Genomic DNA, 12,226 nt, shown 5'->3' on the forward strand with positions numbered 1-12,226 from the left:
CCCCCCCGCGCGCGGGGCCCCCCCCCCCCCCCCGGCCCCCCCCCGGGGGGGGCCCCCCCCCGGGCCCCCCCGCCACCCGCGGGCTCACGATGAGCGCTTTCGCTGCTGCAGGGCGCGCCCGAGCAGCGTCGTCGTGGCGGCGCTCAGCACGATGAAGAGACCGGGAAAGAATGTCATCCACCAGAACGACGAGATGTAGGTGCGGCCCGCCGACAGCATGGCGCCCCACTCGGGTGCGGGAGGCACCGCGCCAAGCCCCAGATAGCTGAGCGAGGCAGCCCACACGATCGATTGCCCGATGCCCAGGGTTGCGATGACGAACAGTGCGCCGGCGACGTTCGGTAACAGGTGGCGCACCAGACGTGACGCGGGGCCGTGCCCGAGCACGGTAGCGGCCTCGATGTAGGGCGCTACCCTCACCTGCCGCACCTGGCTGCGGATGAGCCGGGCATATCCCGGTGCTGTCGAGAGCCCCACCGCGATGGTCGACGTGACCACCCCCGGCCCGTAGATCACAATGAAGAGCAACGCCAGCAGCAGCCCAGGAAAAGCGAACAGCACTTCGAGCAGCCGGGTCGTCGAGAAGTCGAGCCAGCGCGGCCCGAGGCCCGCCAGCAGCCCGAACACCAACCCCAGTCCGATACCGATGGCCGTGGCGGTGAGCCCGATGGTCACGGATGCCCGGGCACCGTGTATCACCCGTGTGAAGATGTCGCGCCCCGATTCGTCGGTGCCGAAGAGGTGGTTGGCCGATGGCGGCTGAAAGCTCTGCAGCGGGTTGATGCCGAGCGGATCACCCGGAGCGATCAGCCCCGGCGCCACCGCAGCCACGACCAGCAGCAGAATGACGGCGCCGGCGAGCACTTCGGCCACGCTCACACCGCGGGCGAGACGGTGGCCGCGACGATGCCTCCGTTGGCTGCTGCGCTGCCGGCCGCGCTGGGCGGCAGGCGGCTCTGTCAGGCTCGGCGAGATGATCATCGCGACACCGCCCGAGCGGCCAGCCGGGGGTCGATGAGTCGCTCGGCAAGGTCGGTCGCGGTCGTGACGAGCATGTAGCCGAGCGCCACGACGATGACGACACCCACCACGAGGGGAACATCGCGCCCCTGTACCGCCTGCAGCAGGCTGCGACCAAGGCCCGGCCGGGCGAAGATGGTCTCGACCACCACCGCGCCGCTGAGAAGCGAACCGAACGCCCAGCCGGCCAGGCCGATCGCAGGAATCGCGGAGTGCCGCAGCGCGTGCCTCCAGAAGACGCCGTTCTCGTTCTCGCCACGGGCGCGGGCCGAGAGCGCGAACGGCGACGACATCGCATCGAGCAGCGCCTCGCGCATCACCTGGCCGAGAAACCCGGCGAGGGGAACGGCGAGAGTCAACGCCGGCAGAATGAGCCCGCTGGGGCCCGGCACGCTCACCGGGGGCAGCCAGCCGAGCACCGTGCTGAACAGCACGATGCCGAGAATGGCCAGCCAGAAGTGCGGCACGGCCGCGGCCACCACCTCGAGAAACGAGGCAACGGCCGAGGCGGCACGGCCGCCCCGCACAGACCAGGCGGCCACTGCAAGAGCGATGACGACAGCCACGCTCAGTGCAACCACGGCCAGGCCGAGCGTGGGTGGCAGTGTGTCGGCGATCACGCTGGCCACGCTCTGGTGCAGGGCGTACGAGCGACCGAGGTCGAGGCTGGCGAGTCGCCCGAGAAAACGGAGGTACTGCAGAAGAAGCGGCTGGTCGAGGCCGTACTCGGCCCGGGCATCCGCCAGTGCGTCGGCACTCGCCTCTGAACCGGGACCCCCGACGATGGCTTCGGCGGGGTCGCCCGGGATGAGCCGGATAGCGAAGAACGTGACCGTCGACACCGCCCAGAGCACAAAGACCACGCCGCCCAGGCGCAGCAGCAGCCAGCGCAGCAGGGGAGCGGCGGGTGTCATGCTCCGACCGTAGCGCGGCAGAGCGCCTACTTCTGTAACCACGTGTCGTAGAGAGTGGGGGTCGAGACCGTGGGCATCGCCCGCAGACCCTTCACGACCGAGCGCTGCAGGTAGCCGTTCTGCTGGTCGTACAGCGGCAGAATGTAGAACCCTTCGAGCACGATCTTCTGCGCCTGTGTGTAGAGCGAGGCGCGTTCGGTGGCATCAGAACTTTGGCTGGCACGGGTGAGAAGGTCGTCGAGCGTGGGGTTCGTGACCTGCGCGTGGTTGGCGAAGTAGCCGCTGGGTGCGGGCTTCGTGCTGGCCGAGTCGAAGAGGGTTCGCAGCACGTCTGGGCCGACCTTCGTGTAGGGCGCGCTCACAAGGTTGTAGCTGTTGGAACCGAGCGCTCCGTACCAGCTCGAGAGGTCGAGCGGCTCGAGGTCGACCTTGAAGCCGGCTTGCTTAGAGGTAGCCTGCAGCTGTTCGAACAGTGACTGCTCGGCGGGAATCGACTGGTTGGTGCTGACCGGAAACTTCAGTTCGAGCACCTGGCCGTTCTTCACGCGGTAGCCGTCGGTGTTGCGGTCGGTCCAGCCGGCCTTGTCGAGCAGTGTGGCGGCGGCAGCCTGGTCGTACCCGAAGATACCGGGCTCGGAGTAGCCCAGGGGCTCGATGCTCGACAGCGCCGAGTATGAGCGGGTTGCGGTGCCGAAGAACAGGCTCGTCACGGCGTCGTTCACATCGGCCGACCGAATGAACGCTTCGCGCACGTTCGCGTCGTCGAACGGCGCGATCGACGAGTTCAGTTCGATGCGGTCAGAGGCGCCCGGCCGCGGTGCGGAGAGATAGCTGAGGTCGCTCGACTTCTGCGCCTGAACGATGGTGTCGGGCTGCACATTGTCGATCACGTCGACTGTGCCGGCCTGCAGAGCTGCGTAGCGCGAGGCGGAGTCGGGCAGAAAGCGCCACTCGATGCTCTGCAGGTACGCCGGGCCCTGGTGGGCTGCGTCAGCGGGCGGGGAGTTGTAGGCGTCATTGCGGGTCAGCGTGATCGACTGCTGGCGGTTCCACGCGGTCACGGTGAACGGGCCGGTGCCGACCGGCGAGGCGCAGTTGTCGGCCTGCGAACGCTTCAGCGCGGTGGGCGACTCCATGGCGACCCATGGCATCGAGAGCGATTCGAGCAGGGCGCTGTCAGGCTGGCTGAGCGTGAAGTGGGCGGTGTGGGCATCCGGAGCGGTGACAGATGTGACCTTCGCCAGAGCGAGGTAGCCGGTCGACGAGGCCGTACTCGGGTTCTGCACATGGGCGACGTTCGCGGCCACGGCTGCGGCGTCGAAGGGGGTGCCATCGGTGAAGGTCACACCGTTCTTGAGCGTGAAGTCCCAGCTCAGGCCATCGGCTGAGGTCGTCCACGATGTGGCGAGCCACGGGATGATCTTGCCGGTCGAATCGCGGGAGACCAGCGATTCGAGGTACTGGGTGGCCACCAGCGCCTGCGGGTAGTTGCCGCCCACGTGCGGGTCGAGGCAGGTGGGCTCGGCGTCTCCGGTCGCGTAGACGAGCGTGCCGCCCGCGACCGGGGTGCTGGTCGCGGGCGAAGCGGGGCTGGCGGTGCAGCCGGCGAGCACGGCGGTGACGGCTGCGGCGGCCAGGAGGGGCATGAAAAGGCGGTTCACTCGAAAACTTTCGTCGATGCTGCGATTGATGGACTCAGTCCACAATTACATCACGGCTGAGACGCGCCCCGGCCCCTGCTCGCCCTGTTCGCTCTGTTCGCTCTGTTCGAGCAGGGCAGTGAGCGCGTCGAGGGCCGGCGCCTGGCCCGTAACCAGCTTGCGAAGGGCATCAGCTCGGGCGACCCAGCGCGCGTCGTCGATTTCGGGAAACTGCTGCAGTCGGCCCGAGCCGCGCGGCCACTCCAGCTCGAAGGTGTTGCTTCGGGCGAACGCGATCGGCTGCTCGCAGCGGGCGGTGAACAGGCGAACGACCTTGCCCGAGCGCTGCCGAAAATCGCCGAGCAGAACGTAGGGCAGGGCGGGGGCATCCACCCCGATCTCCTCACGAAACTCGCGCCGCGCGGCCGCCAGAGGGTCTTCGATGGTGTACTCACCCTTCGGCGCCGACCACGCCGCAGCGTCTTTCTTCGCCCAGAACGGGCCGCCCATGTGCGCGATGAACACCTCGGTCGAATTCGCGTCGCCGCGATAGAGCAGGATGCCCGCGCTCGTCGTGCCCGCCATAGTGTGTTCCTCTCTCCCGTGTTTCGCAGGGTCGTTCGAATCAGCCCCGCTGCTCGAGAAACGTGCTCGCGCGCGCCGCCCGCGCAAGCAGCTTAGGCTGGGAACACGTCTTCTGAAGAGGGGTCTGCATGATCGTCGTCATCGCTTTCATCGCCAACATTCTGGTGGCCCTCGCCACACCGGTGGCCGCTGGCGGCCATCGGCGTGTTCACAGTGGGCGCCGTCATCTCGGTCATGCACGGGGTGCAGCAGCTGTTCGCCCCCGAACCGGCCAGTGACTTCGCGATCGCCTATGTCGTGCTGGGTGTCTCTGCGGTACTCGAGGGCGTCTCGCTGGTGCAGTCGCTCGTGGAGGTTCGCCGCACCAGCTGACGGGTGATGCGGCGTACGACTCGATCGGCTCGATTGAGACCGACGAGCGGGTCGAACAGACGGTACTCACCTTGTCGGTCGACGACGAGCCCTCGCTGGTGTTCGACCAGCTCACCGCTTGACGCCTGCTTCACCGGGTATCACGCGCCGGGAAGCACCACTCCGTCGCCCGAGCGGGCGTTGTACACGAGCGTCTCGGCTTCGCCGTAGCCCCGGAACACGGCCAGCGCCTCGTCTCGACCCACACCCTGCGTCACGGTGATGCCCCGAGCCTCGAACTGCTCGGCCCAGTCATCGCGCATCGGGCCCTCGTCGAAGCCGGTGAGGCGTTCGAGCTCGGGGCCAGAACCTGCAACGACGAGATGCCGGATGCCCGACCACATGGCCGAGCCGTAACACATGACGCACGGCCGCCAGTTCACCACCAGTTCGAGCTCACGGTCACGGTCGGCGCCGAGATCCCAACTGCCGGTCTCGACCTGCGCCAGGCTCAGCGCCATGACTTCGGCGTGGGCAGACGCGATGCCGCTCTGCAGCACGACGTTCACCCCGACTGAGATGATCTCGCCGGTGGCCCGGTCGGCCACCAGAGCCGCGAATGGCCCGCCATTGCCTTCTCGATAGTTTCGGTCGGCGAGCGCATTGACCAGGGCCATGCGTTCGCCGGCCGTACCGAGCTGGGTCGGCATGGCCGGCAGCTCGGTGACGAGCCAGGCGGGCAGTTCGAGGCTGAGGCGGGTTCTCATCGGTCTCCTCCGGATGATCAGCTTGCGGCTGTGGCCAGAATATCAACCACGAACACCAGGTCGTCGGTTCCGCTGATGCCAGCCGAGCTGTTGCCCGCCGAGCCGTAGCCCTGGTCGGGCGGAATCACGACGATGACCTGCGAGCCGACGGTGCTGCCCACGAGAGCGGCTGAGAATCCCTTGATGACCTGGCCGGTTCCGAAAGTGGCCGGCGACTTGCCCCAGCTCTCGTCGAACACCTTGCCGGTCGACCAGATGACGCCCTGGTACTGCACGGTGACGCTGTCGCCGTCGGCAACCGTTTTGCCGTCACCCTTCTTCAACAGACCGATCTGCAGTGCGGTGGGCTGCGGGGTGCTGGGAATGGTCACCGTCGGGGTTCCGTCGGCCGCGAGGGCAACCGTGGGGAACCCGGCCGGAGCCGGCTGGTCGACGCCGGTGGCCTTGGTGGGCATGTTCGGGTCGAGCGTGGCCGACGGCGACGAGGTGGCAGTCGAGACCGGCGCGGGCTGGTCGTCTTTCACATCGATGACGAAGACCACGGTGTCGCTGGCGGCCACGCCGAGCGTGGTGTTGCCGTTGGTGCCCCACGCATCTGACGGGGGAACGACCGCGACGATGCGCGACCCGACGGTGGCGCACGAGACGGCCTTCACGATGCCCGGCAGAAACTGTGTGGCGTCGACCGTGACGGCCTGGGCGCCGATCTCGGCATCGGTCGTGGTGAAGAGCTGCGCACCCGACGTGCCGTTGTAGAGGGTGAAGTCAACCGTGGCGATGGAGCCGACGGCAACCTCTGTGCCGGTGCCGACGAAGTTGACTGTGCGCTCGGTGGCGGTTGTCGTCATGGGTGCCGTGAACGTGGTGGTGGGCAGGGCATCCAGTGCCCCCGTCACCTGCACGGCGGCGGAGTTCGCACCCGCTGCGGTCGGAGTGCACGGAACGGCGCTGGCGGTGGGGCTCGCGGAAGAGCCACTGCACCCTGCGAGGGCGAGAGCTACGGCGGCTGCAGCCGCGAAAAGGGCGATTTTGCGCATGAATCCTCAGATCTGAGTTATAACCAAACCAGTTCAGTTTGGTGCAGGCGGCTATGAACAAGCTGAACGAGGGGCTCGCTGACAGTCGTGAGATGGATTGTGTGACGATCTGCCCCCGACGTACGTCTTACCTGAGTACTGGGCGCAGCCTGCGACCGACGACAGACAGAGGAATCACACACACGTCATGGGCATGCTCACTTACGGATCACCCGGCACAGATCTTCACTTCGACGACCGGCTTCTCGCTCACCTGCAAGCGGTGATCACGGCGAAGCTGCGTCGCGACGAGAAGTTCGGGTTCACCTGCTCGGCGGGCGACGGCGGCGGATACGTGTCGGTCTGGGTGCACCCGGCCATTCCGCTGGTATTCCGGTTCGATGGAGCCGAGCGCCCGACGCTCAACCGAGCATGGATCGAGGCGCTCATGCAGAGCGCCAACAGCGGGGGAGGGCTGTCGGCCGTCGCTGAGCCGGCGTGAGGGCCTCCGCCGGGCATCCGGAACCGCTGCCGTAGGCTTGAGGCGATGATCACGCGACGAGAAGCAGCACTGAGGCTCGATATTCCGCTCGAGATGGCCTCGCGGCACGGCCTGCCCTCGCGTATGAGCGAGGCTGAGCTTGCCGCTATCGACGCCGACCCACCCGCGTGGCTCGTTCAGTCACGAGCGAACAGAACCGGGGCCAAACCGGTGTGGATTCAGCTGACATGCTCGATCTGCGGCTTCTCAGAGGCAGCGAGGCCCAAAAAATGGTGGCCCGCCTTCACCTACCTCAGCTGCGACTTTCACAACCCTGACGAACTGCCGCCCGTCGCACCCTCTGCAGTTCGCAGAGAATACGACGGGGTCGGCAGCCGCTTCGTCGGCGTCGTCGACGAGGTGTAGTTCTTACTTCTTCTCTTCGAGCTTGAGGGCGATGCCCAGGGCGAAGAACGTGGGTGCCCAGTGCCCGATGAAGATTCCCCAGCGGTCAGACTGAGCCTTGTCGTCGCCTTTGCGTGCCCGGCTGATGAAGTACGTGATGAACGACAGCAGGATGGAGCTGAATCCACCGGCATACGCCCACTCGCTCTTGAAGCCGAGTTCGTTCAGTTTCTCGATCATGGTGACTCCTTGTGTGTTGGCATTCGTGTCAAGTGAAGTCTCCTTTGCTACTGACAGCGAAGGAAGGCCTTGACTTACGTGTGCCTACGCCTGACCGTGGCTGGCGCGTGAGCGCCGAGACAGCGAGTCGATGATCACGGCGAGAAGAAGCACGGCGCCGGTGATCATGTAGCGAATCGACGAGTCGAGGTTGAGCAGCGTGAGTCCGCTCGAGATCGACTGGATGACCAGAATGCCGAGCAGCGCAGACCAGGCGCTGCCCCGACCGCCGAAGAGGCTCGTACCGCCGATGACAGCTGCTGCGATGGCGTTGAGGTTGGTGTCGCCACCACCGCTCGACAGGCTGGCTGAGGTGAGCCGTGCCGACGCGAGCAGACCACCGAGAGCGGCGAACGTCGAGGTGAGGATGAACACCGAGATGTAGACGCGGTTGACCCGGATACCGGCGCGGCGTGCTGCTTCGACAGACCCACCGACGGCGAAGACCGAGCGGCCCCACTTGGTGCGGGTGAGGAAGTAGTTCATCACGACGACGAGCACAACGAAGAGCAGGAACATCGCGCCGAGCCCGCGGTCGGTGGCCAGATACGACACCGCGAGGAGCAACAGAATGAGCAGCAACACGGCCTTCAGCAGCATGACCGACAGCGCGCCGGTTGACAGGCCCGCCTTGCGGCGGCGACGTGACCGGCTGTAGTCAGACAGGAACAGCGCTGCTGCGGCGATCACCGCTAGGGCGTATGCCGCCCACGGTGGCAGAAAGGTCGCCTGGGCGAACTGAACGATCCATGAGTCGTAGGGCAGGTTGATCGAGCCGTTCGGCCCGAGCACCTTGAGCTGCAGGCCGAGGAAGGCGAGAAGCCCGGCCAGGGTGATCACGAAGCTCGGAACACCGAACCGGGTGAAGAGCAGACCGTACAGGTAACCGATGGCGGCACCCACCACGAGAGCGACGATCACCGCGAGGGCGACGGGCCACTTCAGCTGGGTGAGACCGACGCCGAGAATGGCGGCGGCGAGGCCGCTCACTGATCCGACGGAAAGGTCGATCTGGCCGAGCAGTAGTACGAGCACGATGCCGATGGAGATGGTTCCTACGGCGGCACACTGCAGGGTGAGGTTGACCAGGTTGTTCGCCGAGAGGAAGTTCGGGTTGAGAATCTGGAAGATGACGCAGATGACAACGAGCCCGATGATGACCGGTAGCGACCCGAGGTCTCCGCCGCGCACCCGCTGGCGGAACGCCAGTACGGCGCCGCGCAGGCCTTCGGTTCTGACCAGTCGTTCGTCTTGCAGGTCTGCGGCGCGTTCGGCCGGGGTTTCTGAGGGGGAGGTCATGACTGCGGGTTCTCCTCGGTGCCGGGTGCAGGCGTCTCGTGGGTGCGGAAATCTTCGGTGATGCCGGATTCGACAGTGCCGGTGCCCGAGGCATCGGCTGCGGCTGCAGCGGCGGAGGCTGACCCTGCGTGTGCGCTTGCGCGGCGGGTGACGACGTTGTCGGTGGCTCCGGTGATTGCGGAGATGATCTCTTCGTAGCTCACATCGGCCACGTGGAAGTCACCGTTGTTGCGGCCGAGGCGCAGCACCACCACGCGGTCGGCGACAGCCTGCACATCGGCCATGTTGTGGCTGATCAGCAGTACGCCGAGCCCGCGTTCGCGGAGTCGCTCGACGAGGTTCAGAACCTCAGCGGTCTGGGCCACGCCGAGGGCGGCGGTGGGCTCGTCGAGAATGACGACGCTGGGTTCGCCGATCAGTGATCGTGCGATGGCGACAGTCTGGCGTTGGCCACCCGAGAGCGAGGCGACCGCGATGCGCACCGAGGGAATCTTGGCTGAGAGCTGGCGCAGGAGGCTCCACGCGCGCTGCTCCATCTCTTCTTCGTCGAGCGAGAGCCCGTTTCTGATCTCGCGACCGAGAAAGAGGTTCGACACGACGTCGAGGTTGTCGCAGAGGGCGAGGTCTTGAAAGACGGTGGCGATTCCGAGCGCACGCGAGGCCGTAGGGGTGGGGATGCTCACCACCTGGCCGTCGAACATGATGGTGCCCGAGTCTTGCGGGTGCACACCCGCGAGGATCTTCACCAGGGTCGACTTGCCGGCCCCGTTGTCGCCGACGATGGCGACGACTTCGCCCGGATAGATGTCGAGATTGATGTCTGTGAGGGCGCGAACAGCGCCGAAACCTTTTGATACGCCTTTGAGCGAGAGAACGGGCTCGCGGGTAGCACCTTCGGTATCGGCGACGGCGGATTCCATCGTCACGATTTCTCCTTTGAATTGCGGTGGTGGGGTGTGAACAAACGTGTTACGCCAAAGTAAACCCGGCCGGGGGTGTCAAGACACCCCCGGCCGGGTTTTTACTTACGGGGTTACTTGACTCCCGCGGCGGCGCACTTGGCTGCGTAGTCTGCGGTGCAGATGTCAGAAGCCTTGTACAAGCCATCGGCCACGACGGTCGACTCGATGTTGTCGACCGTGACAGCCACGGGCACCAGCAGAACGGAGGGAATGGAAGCCCCGCCCTTGGTCGTGGTGGTCGCGCTGGCAGCAGGCTTGGTGCCCTGGGCGAGACCGACGGCCAGCGTGGCAGCCTGCTCTGCTTCGGGCTTGAACGCCTTGTAGATGGTCATGTACTGGTCGCCGGCAAGAATGCGTTGGATGCCTGCAAGCTCAGCATCTTGACCGGTGACGGGGGGCAGGGGGCTGACATTCGCACCCTTGAGGGCGGCGATGGCGCCACCGGCGGTACCGTCGTTGGCTGCGTACAGACCGGTGATCTGGCTGCCGAACTGGGTGATCTGGCCGGCAACCCAGGTCTGGGCCTGAGCCGGGTCCCATCCGGGTGTGTCGTACTCGGCGAGGATCTTGTAGCCCGAGGTGTCGATGACCGAGTGGGCGCCCTTCTTGAACAGCGTGGCGTTGTTGTCGGTCGGTGAGCCGTTGACCATCAGAATGCCAGCGCCAGCTGCGACGCCGTCTTTCTTCAGTTTGTCGACGAGTGCCTGGCCCTGCAGCTGGCCGACCTTCTCGTTGTCGAACGAGATGTAGTACGACGAGTCGGGGCTGTTGATGAGCCGGTCGTACGAGATGACCGGCACGTTCTTGGCCTTCGCCTCAGCAACGATGGATGCCGCGGCCTCACCGTCGAACGGGTCGAGTACCAGCACGCTGACGCCCGAGGTCAACATCGACTCAGCCTGCTGCTGCTGCTTCGATGCGTCGCCGTCGGCGTTGGAGTAGAGAACCGTGCAGCCGGCGCAGAGCGCTTTGACCTTGGCCTCGAAGTAGGGCTTGTCTGCGCTTTCGTACCGTGCTGTCACGGAGTCGGGCAGAAGCAGACCGATCTTGGCACTCGATGCGCTGGCGGTCGAAGCAGAGTTACTGTTCGACGACCCGTTCGAACACGCGGTGAGTGAGCCGGCTGCGAGCAGGATTGCGGCTGTGGCAATGACCGCTCTCGTGGTGGCGATCTTCATTGAGAAACCTCCCGTAAATGTCGCCCTCATTGGCGACTGGAGCGAGCTTTGCATCTTTCAAGTTTGTCGTCAAGTCTTGAAGACAAGCATTAGATAACAAGTTAGACACTTCTGTCGTCGGGTACGATGTTCACTCGGTCGATGGCGAATATCGCCGCCCCGAGAGCGGCAGCGCGTGCGCCGAGCTGGCCCTGCACGATATCGGGCATCAGGTCGCGTCCCACGATGATCGATCGTTCGACCGCATGGCGCAGCGGGCCGAGCAGAAGCTCGCCCGCGCGCGAGAGCTCGCCGCCCACCACGATGCGTTCGGGGTCGAGCAGGTTGCAGAGATTCGCCGCTGCAACACCGATGTGCCGCCCCGCGTCGGCGATGGTGCGCATCGACACGGGGTCACCGGCCATCGCGCGCAGCACGATGTCGTTGAGTTTGAGCGAGCCGAGCTGGTCGCGCAGGCCGTCGAGTAGCGCGGGACCGCCGGCGATGGCCTCGAGGCATCCCCGGTTTCCGCAGCGGCAGAGCGGGCCGTCCTCGAGGATGGTCGTGTGCCCGAACTCGCCGGCGACACCGTTGTGCCCGCGAAAGATCTCCCCGTTCAAGATGAGGCCGGCCCCGATACCGTCGCCGATGTCGAGCGTCACGGAGTTTCTCTTGCCGCGCGCCGCGCCCAGCCGAAACTCCGCCAGAGCCGCCAGATTCGCCGCATTGTCGACGTAGACAGGCCTCTTGAGGCGGCGCTCCATGACGTCGGCGACGGCCACGCCGTCCCATCCGCGCATGATCCCGCTGCGGGCGGTGGTACCGGTCTCGGCATCCATCGGCGCCGGTACGGCGATGCCGACCGCCAGCAGGTCTTGCATCGACGCGTCGACCGAGTCGAGCATGTCGGCCAGCAACAGGGTCGTCTTGTCGAGCTCGTTGTCGGCGCGATGGTCTTTCGCCAGTGGCATGTGGTGCTCCGCGACCACGGTGTGGGCGGCATCGGCGAGGGCGATGCGCATGTGTCGGGTGGAGAAATGCACACCGACGAACAGCCCCAGGGCGTGAGCGAGAGTCACGTGCTGGGCCCGGCGACCACTGCGAGTGCTCGGGGCGGTGTGCAGCAGACCAGAACTCGACAGCTCTTTCACGATGTTCGAGACCGTGGCGGGTGAGAGCCCGGTTGCGCCGGCGAGCTCGACCTGGGTCAGGCCGCCGTGCTTCTTGATGGCGTCAACAATGCGCGCCCGGTTGGCTTCACGAAGTGAAGTCTGTGATCCGGGAGTGCGCCTTTGGTCTTCCACTTGAACAACATACAGCGCGTGTCAAGCCGCCCCGCCCGGATGCGCG

Annotated in this window: 14 protein-coding genes; 3 read left to right on the plus strand and 11 right to left on the minus strand. The window is 65.9% G+C overall.

Annotation, left to right across the window (positions count from 1 at the left end):
- Positions 1-84: 84 nt before the first annotated feature.
- The 4 genes from QN358_RS10505 to QN358_RS10520 are packed head-to-tail and all read right to left on the minus strand — an operon-like array spanning position 85 to position 4,159.
- Complete coding sequence (locus tag QN358_RS10505; protein ID WP_323512321.1) at positions 85-981, minus strand: ABC transporter permease; 897 nt, start codon at positions 979-981, stop codon at positions 85-87.
- On the minus strand, positions 978-1,934 hold the full coding sequence (locus tag QN358_RS10510) for an ABC transporter permease (RefSeq protein ID WP_323512322.1): 957 nt from the start codon (positions 1,932-1,934) through the stop codon (positions 978-980). Before QN358_RS10510 ends, QN358_RS10505 begins: the two co-directional genes overlap by 4 nt.
- Before the next feature lie 26 nt (positions 1,935-1,960).
- Positions 1,961-3,580: an ABC transporter substrate-binding protein gene (locus QN358_RS10515; protein WP_323512337.1), complete on the minus strand. Its 1,620-nt coding sequence runs from the start codon at positions 3,578-3,580 to the stop codon at positions 1,961-1,963.
- Positions 3,581-3,640: 60 nt separating this feature from the next.
- Complete coding sequence (locus tag QN358_RS10520; protein ID WP_323512323.1) at positions 3,641-4,159, minus strand: NUDIX domain-containing protein; 519 nt, start codon at positions 4,157-4,159, stop codon at positions 3,641-3,643.
- 204 nt (positions 4,160-4,363) lie between these two features.
- On the opposite strand from QN358_RS10520, the gene QN358_RS10525 reads away from it, so the two are divergent.
- Entirely contained in the window at positions 4,364-4,531 is a 168-nt protein-coding gene (locus QN358_RS10525) for a hypothetical protein (RefSeq protein WP_161580400.1), read from the plus strand.
- Between the two features lie 140 nt (positions 4,532-4,671).
- Here QN358_RS10525 and QN358_RS10530 read toward each other — a convergent pair whose 3' ends face one another.
- Both QN358_RS10530 and QN358_RS10535 read right to left on the minus strand, forming a co-directional pair.
- Entirely contained in the window at positions 4,672-5,277 is a 606-nt protein-coding gene (locus QN358_RS10530; protein WP_136641927.1) for a nucleoside deaminase, read from the minus strand.
- A gap of 17 nt (positions 5,278-5,294) precedes the next feature.
- Complete coding sequence (locus QN358_RS10535) at positions 5,295-6,314, minus strand: FKBP-type peptidyl-prolyl cis-trans isomerase (protein ID WP_136641928.1); 1,020 nt, start codon at positions 6,312-6,314, stop codon at positions 5,295-5,297.
- A gap of 187 nt (positions 6,315-6,501) precedes the next feature.
- Between QN358_RS10535 and QN358_RS10540 the strand changes: the two genes are divergently transcribed.
- Entirely contained in the window at positions 6,502-6,795 is a 294-nt protein-coding gene (locus QN358_RS10540) for an ATP-dependent DNA ligase (RefSeq protein WP_136641929.1), read from the plus strand.
- A gap of 45 nt (positions 6,796-6,840) precedes the next feature.
- A complete protein-coding gene (locus QN358_RS10545) occupies positions 6,841-7,200 on the plus strand; it encodes a hypothetical protein (protein WP_136641930.1) in 360 nt (119 codons plus the stop codon).
- A gap of 3 nt (positions 7,201-7,203) precedes the next feature.
- Here the strand turns inward: QN358_RS10545 and QN358_RS10550 are convergent, their stop codons facing one another.
- From QN358_RS10550 to QN358_RS10570, 5 genes are all read right to left on the minus strand, one after another.
- Positions 7,204-7,419, minus strand: a complete 216-nt coding sequence (locus QN358_RS10550) for a hypothetical protein (protein ID WP_136641931.1) — start codon at positions 7,417-7,419, stop codon at positions 7,204-7,206.
- Between the two features lie 84 nt (positions 7,420-7,503).
- Positions 7,504-8,757, minus strand: a complete 1,254-nt coding sequence (locus tag QN358_RS10555; protein ID WP_136641932.1) for a sugar ABC transporter permease — start codon at positions 8,755-8,757, stop codon at positions 7,504-7,506.
- Entirely contained in the window at positions 8,754-9,677 is a 924-nt protein-coding gene (locus QN358_RS10560) for an ATP-binding cassette domain-containing protein (protein WP_136641982.1), read from the minus strand. Before QN358_RS10560 ends, QN358_RS10555 begins: the two co-directional genes overlap by 4 nt.
- Before the next feature lie 113 nt (positions 9,678-9,790).
- The gene (locus QN358_RS10565) at positions 9,791-10,897 is read right to left on the minus strand and encodes a sugar ABC transporter substrate-binding protein (protein ID WP_136641933.1); all 1,107 of its coding nucleotides are present in this window, start codon (positions 10,895-10,897) and stop codon (positions 9,791-9,793) included.
- A 101-nt stretch (positions 10,898-10,998) separates the two neighbouring features.
- Positions 10,999-12,180 (minus strand): ROK family transcriptional regulator, encoded by a 1,182-nt coding sequence (locus QN358_RS10570; protein WP_323512324.1) that lies wholly within the window; start codon positions 12,178-12,180, stop codon positions 10,999-11,001.
- Positions 12,181-12,226: the final 46 nt, after the last annotated feature.

Origin of the sequence: Subtercola sp. RTI3 (assembly GCF_035018625.1) — a bacterium.
In the GTDB taxonomy this organism is placed as follows: Bacteria; Actinomycetota; Actinomycetes; order Actinomycetales; family Microbacteriaceae; genus Subtercola; species Subtercola vilae.

Bases quoted from the DNA above. Each gene is read 5' to 3' on its own strand.
- QN358_RS10505 (WP_323512321.1), bottom strand. From the start codon at position 981: ATGATCATCTCGCCGAGCCTGACAGAGCCGCCTGCCGCCCAGCGCGGC.
- QN358_RS10510 (WP_323512322.1), bottom strand. From the start codon at position 1,934: ATGACACCCGCCGCTCCCCTGCTGCGCTGGCTGCTGCTGCGCCTGGGC.
- QN358_RS10515 (WP_323512337.1), bottom strand. From the start codon at position 3,580: ATGCCCCTCCTGGCCGCCGCAGCCGTCACCGCCGTGCTCGCCGGCTGC.
- QN358_RS10520 (WP_323512323.1), bottom strand. From the start codon at position 4,159: ATGGCGGGCACGACGAGCGCGGGCATCCTGCTCTATCGCGGCGACGCG.
- QN358_RS10530 (WP_136641927.1), bottom strand. From the start codon at position 5,277: ATGAGAACCCGCCTCAGCCTCGAACTGCCCGCCTGGCTCGTCACCGAG.
- QN358_RS10535 (WP_136641928.1), bottom strand. From the start codon at position 6,314: ATGCGCAAAATCGCCCTTTTCGCGGCTGCAGCCGCCGTAGCTCTCGCC.
- QN358_RS10540 (WP_136641929.1), top strand. From the start codon at position 6,502: ATGGGCATGCTCACTTACGGATCACCCGGCACAGATCTTCACTTCGAC.
- QN358_RS10545 (WP_136641930.1), top strand. From the start codon at position 6,841: ATGATCACGCGACGAGAAGCAGCACTGAGGCTCGATATTCCGCTCGAG.
- QN358_RS10550 (WP_136641931.1), bottom strand. From the start codon at position 7,419: ATGATCGAGAAACTGAACGAACTCGGCTTCAAGAGCGAGTGGGCGTAT.
- QN358_RS10555 (WP_136641932.1), bottom strand. From the start codon at position 8,757: ATGACCTCCCCCTCAGAAACCCCGGCCGAACGCGCCGCAGACCTGCAA.
- QN358_RS10560 (WP_136641982.1), bottom strand. From the start codon at position 9,677: ATGGAATCCGCCGTCGCCGATACCGAAGGTGCTACCCGCGAGCCCGTT.
- QN358_RS10565 (WP_136641933.1), bottom strand. From the start codon at position 10,897: ATGAAGATCGCCACCACGAGAGCGGTCATTGCCACAGCCGCAATCCTG.